A 13,591-nucleotide genomic window follows, 5' to 3' on the forward strand; every position below is an offset into this window, starting at 1 on the left:
CGTCCCCGGCCCGTACTCGGCCCGCAGCCCGCCCACCGCACACGGCCCCAACACCTGCCGCACCCCCAACGCATGCAACGCCCACACATTGGCCCGGTAGTTGATCCGATGCGGCGGCAACCGGTGCCCACGACCGTGCCTCGGCAGAAACGCCACCCGCCGCCCACCCACCCCACCCACGAACAACGCATCCGACGCCGGCCCGTAAGGCGTCTCGACATGTACTTCGGTGACATCGTCGAGCAGCGCGTACAGGCCGGATCCGCCGATGACGCCGAGTTCGGCGGTCGGGGTGCCGTCGGTGCGGGGCGGGTGGACGTCGGCCATGGCTCTCCCTCGGCTCTGCCGGTCGGTCGCGGCCCCGGGTGCCCGGTCCGGGCGGGTCGGTGCGGGTCGGGGCCGTGGTGCGCGGGATCGGTGCGCGGACGGAGCGGTCCGGCCGCGCAGCGCGGGCACGCTCCCACCCTACGAGCAGTCAGCTCCGGTGGCCCGCACCGGAGGTCGCGGTGCGCCGCCCGACCGGCGCTCCGCTCCGGGCACCTCCGCCCCGGACCCCTCCGGTCCGGGGGCGGGCCGTCTCCCGGCAGTGCCCGCGTACAGTGGCAGGGCCGGGGCGGCGGACGCGTACGGGCGCGGGCGGACGGCTCCGGGTGGCGGACGTGTGCGGACGCGTGCGGGCGGGTCGGGGCGGCCACGGGTGGTCGTAGGCGGCTGCGGACAGACGCGTGCGGACGGTGGAACGACTACGGCAGGGACGGTGCGATGGGCGGGCGGGTGGCGGTGCGTTCCGGTGGTGCTGCGGTGGGGGCGGCGCACCGGGCGCTGTCCTGGCGGGTGCTGCCGCCCTCGCCGGAGGCGGCGGTGCTGGTGCTGCACGGCGGCAAGGAGCACGGGGCCGCGCCGCCGCCGGTGCTGAACCTGCCGGGGTTGCGGATGGTGCCGTTCGCCAGGGCGGTGCAGCGCGGTGCGGAGGCCGCGGGCGGGCGGTCGCTGGCGGTGGGCACGGTGCGCTACCGGTGCCGGGGCTGGAACGGTGACCGGGCGGACGCGGCCCGGGACGCGGAGGCCGCGCTGTCCGAGCTGGTCGAGCAGTTGGGGCCGGTGCCGACCGTGCTGATCGGGCACTCGATGGGTGGCCGGGCGGCACTGCGGGCGGCGGCCCACCCGTGCGTGCGGGGCGTGGTCGCGCTGGCGCCGTGGTGCCCGCAGGACGAGCCGACCGCGCACCTGGAGGGCCGCTCGGTGCTGATGCTGCACGGCGACCGGGACAAGATCACCCCGCCCGGTGACACCGACCTGTTCGCGCTGCGGGCCCGCGGCCACGGCGCGCGGGTGGCCGGTTACCGGGTGCTGGGCAGCGGTCACACCCTGATGCGGCGGGCCGGCGACTGGCACCGTGCCGCCGCCGGTCTCGCGCTGGCCCTGCTCGACCTGGGTCCGCTGCCCGAGGAGGTCGGCGCCGCCCTCGCCCTGCCCGGCCAGGCCCCGGACGGCCAGGATCTGGACGGCCAGGCCCCGGACGGCCTGCACCTCCCCCTTCTCGGCCGCCGCTGACCGCCGGGCCCGAGGGCGGGCCCGGGAAGCCCGGCTGACGGTTGGACGGACAGCCCCACGGACAAGCCCCACGGGCGGCCCGACGAACGGCTCGACGGGCGGCCCGACAGGCGGGTCGGCAGACGGCCCCGGCGGGCAAGGTGGCCGCCGGGTGACCGTCCGGTGACAGGTGGTGCGGATCAGGCTTCCGGCTCGACTCGGGCGGGTAGGGGGCGCACACTCCGGTGGAGGGAGACGTCCGCCAATCGACTGAGGGAGGACCCGCCCATGGGGATCAGCCTGACCACTGATCGGCTCGTCGTCCGGGGCTGGACACCGGACGACGCCGAGGACGCGCTGGCCGTGTACGGCTCCACGGACGTCGCCCGCTGGCTGACGCCCGTGATGGACCAGGTCGCCGACGCCGAGGCGATGCGCTCGGTGCTGCTCGGCTGGGAGCAGGAGCAGGCCGGGCTGCTGCCGCCGCGCGGGCGGTGGGCGGTGGAGCGCCGCGAGGACGGGAAGGTGGTCGGCGGCCTGGGCATCCGTCCGCTGCCGCCGTACGACGAGGACCTGGAGATCACCTGGCAGCTCTCCCCGCAGGCCTGGGGGCAGGGCTACGCGACGGAGGCGGGCCTGGCGCTGCTGCGCTGGGCGTTCACCCAGGACATCGAGGAGGTCTTCGCGGTGGCCCGGCCCAGGAACGACCGGGCGCACGCGGTGGCGAAGCGGCTGGGCATGCGCTGGGTCGGCGAGACCACCAAGTACTACGGGCTGAACCTCCAGGTGTACCGGATCCGCCCGGCCGACCTGCCCGACGACCGCCCCTGACTCCCCCGCACACGCCCCCCGTACCGGCCCGGCCCGCGGAACGGAGCTGACAGCGCGTCGGCCCCGTTCCGTGCTCCGTGGGGGGGGTGTTACTTCTCGGCGGGCAGTTCGTAGACGTGGCCGGGGGTGGCGATCGAGGTGACGGCGCGGGCGAACAGGGTGGAGGGTTCGCTGCCCTCGTGGATGGTGTCGGTGTTCAGCAGGACCACCAGGGTCGCGTCCTGTTCGGGCAGGTAGACGGTGACGCTCTCGTAGCCGGGCAGGGAGCCGTTGTGGCCGACCCAGCCGTTGATCCGGAACAGGCCGAGGCCGTAGCCGGCGTCGTCGCCGAAGCCCGGGACCGGGAGGTACTTCTCGCGTTCGGCCTGGGTGGCGGGGCTGAGCAGGGTGCCGGTGGCGAGGGTCTTGGCCCAGTGGTGCAGGTCGTGCAGGTCGGAGATCATCGCGCCGGCCGCCCAGCCCCAGGAGGGGTTCCAGTGGGTGGCGTCGGCGGTCCGGCCGTCCAGGGTCTGGTTGGTGTAGCCGTGCGCGTAGGGGCGGGGCAGTTCGGCGGCGCGCGGGAACAGGGTGCGCTTCAGGTGGGCGGGCTCGGTGACGTTGCGGTGGATGAAGTCGCGCAGCGGCATGCGGCCGAGCTTCTCGACCAGCAGGCCGAGCAGGACGGTGTTGGTGTTGGAGTACTGGTAGGCGCTGCCGGGCGGGAAGACGTTGTCGTGCTTGAACGCGTACGAGAGCAGTTCCTCCGGGGTGAACGGCCGGTCGGGGTCGCTGAGCAGCGCGTGCACGAAGTCGTCGTCGAAGGTGTAGGAGTACAGTCCGCTGCGCATCTCGGCGAGTTGGCGGATCGTGATGTGCCCGCCGTCGGGGACGCCGTCGAGGTACTTGCCGATCGGGTCGTCCAGGCCGACCAGGCCGCGGTCGACGAGTTCGAGGACGGCGGTGACGGTGAAGGTCTTGGTCTCGCTGCCGATCCGCAGGTTGAGGTTGGGGGTCATCGGCTGTCCGGTGGCCAGGTCGGCGACGCCGTCGGCGTGGACGTAGGTGCCGCGCCCGGGCAGCCACAGTCCGACGATCACACCGGGTGTCCCGGTCTCCTTGCGCACACCGGCGATCGCCTCGTCCAGCCGGGCCACCAGGGCCGGGTCGAGCGGGCAGTCCTCGTCCGCGAGTTGGTGCACGGGGCGGTGGGCGGGCTGCACGGCCGGGCGGGCGAACGGGGCGCCGGAGTCGGCCGCGGCGGGGACGGCGGGGACGAGGGCACTGAGGGCGAGCAGGGCGACGGCGAGTCGCCGGGCGCGGGGACGGCGCATGACGGGCATCTCCTCCGGGAGGGTGGTGACCTGTTCCGCACAGGTCACCACCCCGGCGCCTCCGCCGGACCCCGTCCGGCCGCCCGGACACGACGATTCCACCCGTGCGGCGGTCGGCCGGCCCGCCTGCTGACAGGCTGTCGCCGAACGGCCCTCACTCGCCCTGCGGAAGGGCCCTCTGCTGACGGATCGTCAGGGAGGCGGGGCTCGACCCTGCCCCTTCGGCGGTCGGCGCCCTGCCGCCGACGGTTGGTCAGCGGGCCGGGCGGACCGGGTGCTTGCTCAGGATCGACACCCGGTTGAACGCGTTGATGGCGATCGCCACCCAGATCACCGCGGAGAGTTCCTGGTCGCCGAACACCTGCCGGGCCTGCGCGTACGCCGTCTCCTGCGCGGCCGCGTCGGACGGGTGGGTGGTCGCCTCGGCCAGCGCGAGGGCGGCCCGCTCGCGCTCGTCGAACACCGCGGCGTCCCGCCAGGCGGCGAGCACGCCGATCCGCTGCACGCTCTCGCCCTCCTTGAGCGCGGCCTTGGTGTGCACGTCCAGGCAGTAGGCGCAGCCGTTGAGTTGCGAGACCCGCAGGTTGACGAGTTCGACCAGCCGGCGGTCGAGTCCGGCGTCGGCGGCCGCCTGCCGGACGGCCTCGGCGGTGCCCAGCAGGGCGCGGAACGCCTGCGGGGTCTGCTTGTCGACGTAGATCCGGCCCGTCGGGGTCGCCACCTCGGTCACCTGGACTCTCCTCCACTGCGCACTGGTGTTTGTCGGACGTCGCGGTCCATGATAGTTGAATATACAACGATCTGCTGGACGTGTCCGCCGGCCCCCGGCGGCACGGGAGGGAGCACCCGATGAGCACCGTCGAGAACGGCGCGGCGAACGACGCCGAGAACGGTACCGGGAACGGCGCCGGACCCGGCCCGGCCGAAGTCCTGCCCCCGCGGGACGTCCCGCTCGGCGGACCGCGCGCGATGACCGTCCGCCGCACCCTCCCGCAGCGCGGGCGCACCCTGATCGGCGCCTGGTGCTTCGTCGACCACTACGGCCCCGACGACGTCGCCACCACCGGCGGCATGGACGTCGCCCCGCACCCGCACACCGGCCTGCAGACCGTCAGCTGGCTGTTCAGCGGCGAGATCGAGCACCGCGACAGCCTCGGCGTGCACGCCTTCGTCCGCCCCGGCGAGCTCAACCTGATGACGGCCGGCCACGGCATCGCCCACTCCGAGACCTCCACCGCCGCCACCACCGTCCTGCACGGCGTGCAGCTCTGGGTCGCCCTGCCCGACGCCCACCGGCACACCGCCCGCGACTTCCACCACCACGTCCCCGCCCCCGTCCCGCTCCCCGGCGGCGGCGGCGAAGCCCGCGTCTTCCTCGGCACCCTGGCCGGCGACACCTCCCCCGTCCCCACCTTCACCCCGCTGCTCGGCGCCGAACTCGCCCTCCCCGCCGGCGCCACCACCACCCTCGACATCGACCCCGCCTTCGAACACGGCCTCCTGGTCGACCAGGGCGACGTCCTCTTCGCCGGCACCCCCCTGCACCCCGCCGACCTCGGCCACCTCCCGCCCGGCCGCACCACCCTCACCCTCACCAACACCTCCGCCACGCCCGCCCGCCTGATCCTGCTCGGCGGCCCGCCCTTCGGCGAGGACATCGTCATGTGGTGGAACTTCATCGGCCGATCGACTGAGGAGATCGTACAAGCACGGCTCGACTGGGAGAAGGGGGTTCGGTTCGGCGAAGTCCAGGGCTACCCGGGCGACCGCCTGCCCGCCCCGGAGCTGCCGAACGTCACCCTCAGAGCACGCGGAAACCGCGATTGAGCTGCGGAAACCCATGGTCGGGGCGGCCACCTCCACCAGAGCGGAACAGGCGCCCCACCACCGCCTCCGACAGGGGCTCCAGCAGTGGCGAACGTCATCGGCAAGAGCCTCAGGAGCAGTCGCGGCCAGCCTGCCGCTTCCCATCCATAGGCATGTTTCGCAGGGTCCGGGTGGATGAATGCTGACCTGTTGCTGACTTTACTGACTAATCGTCAGATTCCCTGACCCCCGCTCGAGCGGGGGTCAGCCGCTCCCGAAATGCGGCTTCCAGCCTTCCACACCGTCGTCCCCGCGCGAGCGGGGGTCTGTCGGGCGAGCAGGCCCGGGCGCACGTCGGGTCGGCTCCTCCCCGCGCGGGCAGGGGTTCCGGGTGGGGCAGCTCCAGCATCGGCGTCCCCTGCTCCGCCCCGCGCTTGCGGGGGGAGTGTTCCAACCACCCAGTTGTATCTGATCCTGTCCACTGCCCTGTTCCGTCAGTGCTCAGAGCCGCTCTCGACCTACGCATTACGAGACCACGCGCGTTCGTGATGCCTGGTTCCGCCTCGTGCTCCGTGGTGCCGTTCTGCCTGATCAGAGCGCGTGCGCCTTCTTGGCCCGCGCCGCCCCGTATTACCTCGTCCAAAGGGGTCCGGCCGCACCAGTCTGGCCAAGACCAGACCTGTCAGTACTCCACAACCGACGAAGACCGACCGCACGAACCCTCGGTCAGCGCCAGTCGAGGTTCAGGAAGAGCCAGATGAAGCGTGCGCCGTACGGCCAGCGAGCCACCGCCTTGTACTGCCACAAGTGCATGAGAGTCCGGGAGGGCCAGGAGTCGCCGACCTCCAGCGGTGCCCAGCCTCCCGGAACTGCCGCAGGGAGGACCAGGAGCGTCTGGCCTGTCGACGCGCACGAGTCCCCGTAGTAAAACGCACCCGTAGGCTTGCTGATCTTGAGATCGCCCTCCCAGGACAAGATGCCGTCGAAGTCGGCCCCGTTCTGGCCCATGTCGAGTTCAGCGGTGAATCGCTTGTGAGTGCCAGCCAGCAGTGCGGCGTTGCCCTCGCGGTCAGCGTCCGGACCAGGAGTTCCGCCCGTTCTGATCTTGGTAAATGCCACCTCACCGCTGCCGATCAGCGCGTGCAGCTGGATGAACGCGGCGTGCTGGTGAAGCGGCCATCGGTTCGGGGGGAACCGAGCCGAGCTCCCCAGCGAGTCGGCGTAGCCGGAGCCGTAGGGCTCCTCTTCGACCATCTCTCCTCGGATGTGCCGGTTTCGGAGTCGGGTCAAGGCTGCCATCGCCTCTGGGTGCTCCAGGAAGTCCTCCAGGTAGCCTTCGGCCATGTCCTCGTGAACGGTGCGTCCCATGACGGAGAGGATTGCACTGACCACTGACAGTGGTGTCTGCCGAGGAGCGTGCCGCCTTCAACCCGCCTCGCAGCTTGGAGGCCACGTGGGCATGGGCGAGTTCAGCGACCGCAGCGGTGGCCGCCGATCGAGCGCGGGACGTCGACTCGCCGGCCAATGCACCGCGTTGGCCCTCAGCGGCCTCGCAGTCGGTCGGCCAGCGGCTGTACCGGCCACCGGCATTCCTGGGTGCCAGCGAGGTGGTCGAGGAGCAGGCCGAGCGCCTGGTACTCGCCCCGAGTGAGGGTCACTGGCTCTCCGCTTGTGGTGAGCGCTTCCTCGATGCTCACGGCCAGGCGCTCCGGGGCGGCGTCCTGGGTTGCGGCTCCGGTATCGACGTTCGGGCCGGAGACGGTACCGGCCTGGATGAGCAGTCCGGCGAAGTTGCCGCTGCCGGAGAAGCTGTTGGTTACCGTCATTGACGGTCCCTCCCTTGCGAGTTGGTCGTTCTTTCTCGAACCATAGTCCGAAGCGGAATACGGGGATGCTGTTTTGGATTGGTCTCTTCGCATGCTCGTACGAAGGGGGCCGCTGGGTGAGCGACTTGAAGGTGTTCCGGCTTGGGGCGGACGGCCGGGATGTGGAGCTTCGGGGCTCGACGGTGGCGCTGGAGGTGGAGTTGCAGCGGCGGGTGGAGGCCGGGATGGAGCGGATGCTGGGGATCCGGTTCCTGGCGTCGGAGTACCCGACGGGGCCGTGGCACCGGGGGCGGGTGGACTCGCTGGGGCTGGACGAGAACGGCTCTCCGGTGGTGGTCGAGTTCAAGAAGGGCAGCGACAGCGGGGTCGTGCTGCAGGCGATGTCGTACCTGACCTGGTTGAGGAGCAGCTGGCTGGAGTTCGAGGCGCTGGTGCGGGAGAAGCTGGGCGAGGCGGCCGTGGAGTCGGTCGACTGGCGCTCGCCCCGGGCGGTGTGTGTGGCGGCCGGGTACTCGTGGCACGACCGGGTGACGGTCGGCAACTTTGGTCGGCAGTGGCCGATCGACCTGGTGCGCTACCGAGTCTTCGACGGCGGGCTGCTGAGCCTGCAGTTGGTCGAACCGGTCGTCGCCTCCACTGGCACACCGGCCCGGCGCCGGTCGAGCGCGCCCGCAGCGGTGGAGGTCGTCGAGGCGACCGAGCCGGCGGCTTCGGTGGAGGTGCCGGAGTGCCTGCGGGCGCTGTACAGCGAGCTAGACGAGGTGCTGACCGCTTCGGGTGAGGTGGAGGTCGTCCCGCTCAAGCACTACGTGGCCTACCGGCGGCTGCGGAACGTGGCGTCGGTGATCTTCCGGCCGTCCCCCCAGCATCGGGCGGTGCTGGTGTACCTGCCGTTGGACCCGGACACGGTGGAGTTGGAGGAGGGCTTCACGCGCGACATGCGCGGGATCGGCCATCTGGGCACCGGTGACTTGGAGGTGCGGATCGCCTCGCCGGCCGACCTGGCGAAGGCGGTACCGCTGATCGAGCGGGCCATCCAGGAGGTCTGACCGGACGGCAAGGGCGGCCAGAGCTTCAGGCTCCGGCCGCCCTTTCGCGTCTGCGGCTGCTGCGGGTTCTGGGGGTTCTCACGTTCATGCCTCCGGTCCGGCGAGGGTGAAGTCGTCCTGGGTGAGTTCGGCGCGCAGGCGCTGTTCGGCGATGTCGGCGTAGTGGGGGGAGAGTTCGACGCCGACGAAGCGCCGGCCTTCGCGCAGGGCGGCGATGCCGGTGGAGCCGCTGCCGGTGAAGGGGTCGAGGACGGTGCCGCCCTCGGGGCAGATGCGGACGATCTCCTGCATGACCTCCAGGGGCTTCTGGGTGATGTGGACGCGGTCCTTGCGGGGCTGGGATGCGATGAAGTGGCCGGGCAGGTAGAGGGCGCGGGAGTGGTCGAGGGTGCCCTTGACGCCCCAGAGGGCGAACTCGGCGGACTGCTTGAAGCCGCCCTTGCGCGGGCGGCTGGCGGGCTTGATCCACGGGATGGTGCCCTGCCACGTCCAGCCGGCCATCTGCAGCGCGTCGCTGGTGGTCGGCTCCTGGCGCCAGTCCGAGAAGACCACGGCCACCGCATGCTCGGTGCTCGCCCGGTACGCCTCGGTGAGCAGTTCGGTCAGCCAGGAGCGGTAGGAGCGCTGGTCGCGGTTCTCGCCGGGGAAGGTCTTCAGGTCGTGGGCGGAGCCGCTGGTGACGTACTTGGCGCGGGCGTCGCGGCCGGTGCGCTCGGAGCTGGTCCGGCCGCCGCTGTTGTACGGGGGGTCGGTGATGACGGCGTTGACGCACTCGTCGGGCAGGGACTTTAGGACGGTGAGGGCATCGCCGCGGTGGAGGGTGAAGCTGCTGCTGGTCATGGTGACCTTTCTCGGGGCAGGGGCAGACCCCCGCCCGGCGCTGCTCGGCGGCCGTCGCGGGGCGGGGGGATGGCCGGGACGGTAGCCGGGAAGGACGGCCGGACCTAACGCCTGCTGGGAGGGTTCCGGGCCTGGTGAGGGGTCGTTTGGTGCGGCCGGACTTCGCGTCTACTGTCTCGCCATGCCAACCCGGCCGCAGGGCCAACTCGGTCCGGAACGGCTCGTGTTGGCCCGTGTTGCCCCGTCCAACGGGGCACTTCGCGGGCCCGCCTCCCCTTATCCCTTCGTTCCAGGAGACCTCGTGTTCGGGCTGAGATTACGAGCGCGGCCGGCTGCCGCGCACGACCCACAACCGGCGTCCGGGAGCTGCGAACTCCCTGACCCGGGCCCGCCTTGAGGGCGGTTTCACTACCGGCGCGGTGCCGGCGACTTCTTCGCACGAGAGGCCGGCACCGCGTCCTCCTACACACCCCCAAGGAGTTGCTGCGATGCGGCACGCCCTGGCACCGCCGTGCCTCCACCCGCCCCGTCCGTCCACCCCAACCGTCCCGGGCGTCCGTTGCGTCCAGCGGCGGCGGTGAAGAAGTCCGCGGGCCTGCTCGTCTCCCTGGTCGCGGCCGGGCCGCTGGCCCTGGCGCTGCCGCTGGTGGTGGTCGCCGCCGGAGGGGCCCAGGCCACCATCTGCAATCCGGGCGGTGATCCACCAGCGGTGGATACCGCCGCCGTTGCGGCCCAGGTGAAGTCGATCCTGGACGGCTCCAACCCGCTGGGTGCTCCGGCCGTCTCCGGGTTGGACAAGCCCGACGAGCAGATCCCCAACGCGAAGACCATCCAGGCCACCGGCGTCGCGATGCACATTCCCGTCCGCGGGCAGGTCGTCGCGCTGGCGACCGCGCTGCAGGAGAGCGGGCTGCGCAACCTCGACTACGGCGACCGGGACAGCCTGGGGTTGTTCCAGCAGCGGCCCTCGCAGGGCTGGGGCACGGCGGAGCAGATCATGCAGCCGGTGTACGCCTCGACGAAGTTCTACGAGGCCCTCCAGCAGGTCTCCGACTGGCAGTCGATGACGATCACCCAGGCCGCCCAGGCAGTGCAGCGCAGCGGCTACCCGGACGCCTACGCCAAGTGGGAGCCGCTGGCGACGGCGCTCCAGCAGGCCATCGCCCCGCTGCTGACCGACACCGGCAGCGGTTCGACCACCGCACCGTCGCCGGCGCCGAGCGCGAGTCCATCGCCGGACGCCTCACCCAGCGCCGCTCTACCTGCGGGTGGCGGGTGCTCGACCGCGGGCGGTGACGGCAGCGGCTTCGGGACGATCCCACCGGGCACCCTGCCCGAGGGGTACACGATCCCCACCGACGCTCCGCCGCAGGTGCAGACCGCGATCCGCTGGGCGCTCGGCCAGCTCGGCACCCCCTACCAGTGGGGCGGCAGCTGCGAGGACTCGCACGGCGCCGACCCGATGGGCCGCTGCGACTGCTCCTCGCTGATGCAGATGGCCTACAAGGCGGCCGGGATCACCCTGACCCGAACCACCTATACCCAGGTCAACGAGGGCACCGCCGCCCCCTTCAACGCCCTCAAGCCGGGCGACCTGCTGTTCACCACCGGGACGGCCGCCGTGCCCGAGCACGTCGGGATGTTCATCGGCGGCGGCCTCGTGGTGCAGGCCCCGCACACCGGCGACGTGGTCAAGATCTCGACCCTCGCCGAGTGGCAGCCGCAGATTCTCGCGGCCCGCCGAGTCGTCTGACCGGCGCTTCTCCTCTCCCTCCCCTTCTCTCCCCGTTCCCTCCGGTGCGCCTTCGGCGTGCCCGGATTCTCCTTGGAGTTCCCCTATGTACCTCGCCGACAAGGCCATCCAGCTCGCGTACGACCCGGGGATCTCCCCCAACGAGGGCGGCCTGCCCGGCCTCTCGGTGCTCAAGCAGGTGATGGGCTCGATCAACCTGTTCGGGATCATCGCGGTGGTCGGAGCGCTCGCGGTGAGCGCTGGCGTGTGGGCCTGGGGCCACCACTCGGGCGGCCACCAGGCCGAGGCCAACGGCAAGAAGGGCGTGCTGGTCTCCGCCGGCGCGGCCCTGCTGCTCGGCGCGGCCAACGGCGTCGTCGCGTTCTTCTCCACCCTCGGAACGCAGGTCAAGTAGCCGTGCAGAAACGTTCCTTCTCTTCCTCTGCTGCCCGCAGCGGGATGTCCGGCGGCGCCCTCGTGCGCCGCCGGGCGCTGCTGGGCACCGTAGTCCTGGTCGTGCTCGTCGCGCTGGCCGGCCTGTTCTCCTACTTCACCCGCGACGGCCGGACGCCGCCCAACCACGCTGCCACGCCGTCGAGTTCCCCTTCCTCCGCTCCGTCTTCCGCCTCGGCGTCGCCAGCCGCAAACGGTCGATCGGCCGCGCTGCCGTCGCCGCCGGACACCCGTGATCCGATCGCGTTCGGGAAGGCCGCGGCGGTGGCGCTGTGGTCGTACGACACCCGGGCGTACTCGCAGCCCGAGCTGGTGGCCGCCCTGCGCGGGTGGCTGACCGGCGAGGAGAAGTACGCGGACGCCGACTCCGTGGAGCGCCAGGTGCCTTCGCCGCTGCTGTGGGGGCGGATGGCCGACTCCGGGCAGTTCGCCACCGCGAGCGCCGCCGAGGCGCACTTCCCGGACTCCTTCACCCGGGCGCTGCAGGCCGATCCGGGGGCGATCACGCAGGCGTACGTGTACGCGGTGACCGTCTCCGGCAAGCAGTCGATCGCCTGGAACGGCGCGCCGCAGGGCGGCGCGGAGGACCGCTCGGTCACCCTCGCTGTGCAGTGCCGCCCCGACCGCCCCTGCGTCCTGGTCGGCGTGATGCCGTCCGTGGCGCCCTGACACCACGAAGGAGGTGCCCTTCGTGGGTGTCTGCGACATTCCCCTGATGGGCCAGGTCTGCAACGTGGTCGACGCGGTCAGCTTCGTGTCGAACCCGGGCAAGTCCATCACCGACGGCATCGGCGCGTGGATCGCCAAATCCATGGGCGAGCTGGCCTCCAGCGCCGTCGACCTGGCCTCGCGGGCGGTCGACGAGACCACTGCCATCAACCTCGACGCCCCCTGGTTCAGGGCCAACTACGAGCTGGTCATGGTCATCGGCCTGATCCTCACCGTGGGCACGTTCTGCGCGCAGCTGGTGCTGGCCGCCTGGCGCCGGGACGAGCGCGCGCTCGCCCAGGCCGCCTGGGGCACGATGACCGGCGTGCTGTTCTCCTTCGGCGCGATCAGCTTCACCGCCGTGGCCGTCACCGTCGTCGACGCGGTCTCCGCCGGGCTGTTCAAGGCCGCCGGCACCAGCATCGACGATGCGATCAGGCGCCTGATCAAGGTCTCCGAGCTGGGGGCGATGTTCCAACTCGGCTGGGCGATCCCGGCGTTGGTCGCGGCCGGCTGCGCGATCGGCGCGTTTCTCTACTGGGGCGTGATGGTGGCCCGCAAGGTCGGCGTCCTGGTCCTGGTCGTCCTCGCGTCCTTCGCCGGTGCCGGCGGCGGTTGGGAGGTCGCCAAGCGCTGGCGGCGCGGCTGGATCGAGGCCACCGCCACCCTGGTGGTCTCCAAGCTGCTGATGACGGTCGTCTTCATCACCGGCGTCGCGGCGATCGGCGAGTCCGACGCCAAGGACGGGCTCGGCGCGCTGTCCGACATGATGGCCGGGACGGTGATCATGGTGCTGGTGCTGCTGTGCCCGTACGCCGTCTACAAGTTCGTCCACTGGGCGACCGACGGCGGCGGCCACGACGACCTGCACCGCACCGGCGTCGCCGGCATGGCAGTCGCGGCCGGGGCGGCGAAGACCGCCGGCAGCCTCGCCATGCAGGCAGGCGTCGGCGCCCCCTCCCCGCAGGGCCCGGGCCAGGTTCCCGGCGCGGGCAGCAGCGGCAGCGGTGGGATCGACCCGAGCGGGCGCTTCAGCAAGGAGGGCATCGACGCCGGCCCCGCTCAGCAGCCCAACACCTTCCGCTTCGGCGAGGACCCGAACGCCCCCGGCGACCGCGGACGTTCCCTGGTCACCCGGCCCGGCTTCCCCACCCTGGTCACCCGCCCCTCCGCCGAGGACAGCGGCAACCCGGCACCGCCGGACGGCGGCGAGACACCGTCGGCCCCGATCAAGTCGGGCAGCGGTGACTTCGTCATCACGGACCCGTCCACCTCCGCCCCCTCCGCACCAGCCCCGGCTCCCACTCCGGTTTCCATGCCGACTTCGGCTCCCGTATCGGCTTCGGCCTCGGCTGCCGCTCCGGCTTCCGTGCCGGCTCCGGGAGGAGCACCGGGCAGTGGACCGTCCCCGGTCGGACCGCTCTCGCCCTCGCCCGATCCGGTCCGGTTCGTCTACCCGAACCAGCCCCCGGCGTCCGCTTCCTGACCGCAGCGCCGCACCGG

The 13,591-nt window shown here is 72.1% G+C and carries 13 protein-coding genes and 1 pseudogene; 8 read left to right on the top strand and 6 right to left on the bottom strand.

The annotated features are described in order from the left end of the window. Positions 1 to 327: pseudogene (locus IH44_RS0111360) on the bottom strand (5'-methylthioadenosine phosphorylase); the annotation flags it as partial. Between the two features lie 435 nt (positions 328 to 762). On the opposite strand from IH44_RS0111360, the gene IH44_RS0111365 reads away from it, so the two are divergent. Further along, positions 763 to 1,554, top strand: a complete 792-nt coding sequence (locus IH44_RS0111365) for an alpha/beta fold hydrolase (RefSeq protein ID WP_030459355.1) — start codon at positions 763 to 765, stop codon at positions 1,552 to 1,554. Positions 1,555 to 1,821: 267 nt separating this feature from the next. Next, the gene (locus tag IH44_RS0111370; protein ID WP_030459356.1) at positions 1,822 to 2,364 is read left to right on the top strand and encodes a GNAT family N-acetyltransferase; all 543 of its coding nucleotides are present in this window, start codon (positions 1,822 to 1,824) and stop codon (positions 2,362 to 2,364) included. Between the two features lie 89 nt (positions 2,365 to 2,453). On the opposite strand, the gene IH44_RS0111375 is transcribed toward IH44_RS0111370, so the two are convergent. Together IH44_RS0111375 and IH44_RS0111380 are read right to left on the bottom strand one after the other, a co-directional pair. Beyond that, positions 2,454 to 3,674, bottom strand: a complete 1,221-nt coding sequence (locus IH44_RS0111375; protein ID WP_035954776.1) for a serine hydrolase — start codon at positions 3,672 to 3,674, stop codon at positions 2,454 to 2,456. Between the two features lie 253 nt (positions 3,675 to 3,927). Then, the gene (locus tag IH44_RS0111380; RefSeq protein ID WP_030459358.1) at positions 3,928 to 4,395 is read right to left on the bottom strand and encodes a carboxymuconolactone decarboxylase family protein; all 468 of its coding nucleotides are present in this window, start codon (positions 4,393 to 4,395) and stop codon (positions 3,928 to 3,930) included. A gap of 128 nt (positions 4,396 to 4,523) precedes the next feature. Between IH44_RS0111380 and IH44_RS0111385 the strand changes: the two genes are divergently transcribed. After that, positions 4,524 to 5,501, top strand: a complete 978-nt coding sequence (locus IH44_RS0111385) for a pirin family protein (protein WP_030459359.1) — start codon at positions 4,524 to 4,526, stop codon at positions 5,499 to 5,501. Between the two features lie 705 nt (positions 5,502 to 6,206). On the opposite strand, the gene IH44_RS0111390 is transcribed toward IH44_RS0111385, so the two are convergent. After that, entirely contained in the window at positions 6,207 to 6,848 is a 642-nt protein-coding gene (locus tag IH44_RS0111390; protein ID WP_157852264.1) for a hypothetical protein, read from the bottom strand. A 173-nt stretch (positions 6,849 to 7,021) separates the two neighbouring features. Next, positions 7,022 to 7,306 (bottom strand): hypothetical protein, encoded by a 285-nt coding sequence (locus tag IH44_RS0111395; protein WP_030459361.1) that lies wholly within the window; start codon positions 7,304 to 7,306, stop codon positions 7,022 to 7,024. Between the two features lie 116 nt (positions 7,307 to 7,422). On the opposite strand from IH44_RS0111395, the gene IH44_RS0111400 reads away from it, so the two are divergent. Beyond that, a complete protein-coding gene (locus tag IH44_RS0111400) occupies positions 7,423 to 8,355 on the top strand; it encodes a DUF5655 domain-containing protein (protein WP_030459362.1) in 933 nt (310 codons plus the stop codon). 84 nt (positions 8,356 to 8,439) lie between these two features. On the opposite strand, the gene IH44_RS0111405 is transcribed toward IH44_RS0111400, so the two are convergent. Then, entirely contained in the window at positions 8,440 to 9,195 is a 756-nt protein-coding gene (locus IH44_RS0111405) for a site-specific DNA-methyltransferase (RefSeq protein ID WP_030459363.1), read from the bottom strand. A 577-nt stretch (positions 9,196 to 9,772) separates the two neighbouring features. Here IH44_RS0111405 and IH44_RS0111410 point away from each other — a divergent pair. From IH44_RS0111410 to IH44_RS0111425, 4 genes are all read left to right on the top strand, one after another. Continuing rightward, positions 9,773 to 10,948 (top strand): C40 family peptidase, encoded by a 1,176-nt coding sequence (locus tag IH44_RS0111410; RefSeq protein WP_030459364.1) that lies wholly within the window; start codon positions 9,773 to 9,775, stop codon positions 10,946 to 10,948. A gap of 85 nt (positions 10,949 to 11,033) precedes the next feature. Then, positions 11,034 to 11,342, top strand: a complete 309-nt coding sequence (locus IH44_RS0111415; RefSeq protein ID WP_030459365.1) for a DUF6112 family protein — start codon at positions 11,034 to 11,036, stop codon at positions 11,340 to 11,342. 44 nt (positions 11,343 to 11,386) lie between these two features. Then, a complete protein-coding gene (locus IH44_RS0111420) occupies positions 11,387 to 12,049 on the top strand; it encodes a hypothetical protein (RefSeq protein ID WP_030459366.1) in 663 nt (220 codons plus the stop codon). 22 nt (positions 12,050 to 12,071) lie between these two features. Next, positions 12,072 to 13,574, top strand: a complete 1,503-nt coding sequence (locus IH44_RS0111425) for a hypothetical protein (RefSeq protein ID WP_030459367.1) — start codon at positions 12,072 to 12,074, stop codon at positions 13,572 to 13,574. The last annotated feature ends 17 nt before the right edge of the window (positions 13,575 to 13,591 follow it).

The sequence above is a fragment of the Kitasatospora sp. NRRL B-11411 genome, from assembly GCF_000721345.1.
GTDB lineage: Bacteria > Actinomycetota > Actinomycetes > Streptomycetales > Streptomycetaceae > Kitasatospora > Kitasatospora cineracea.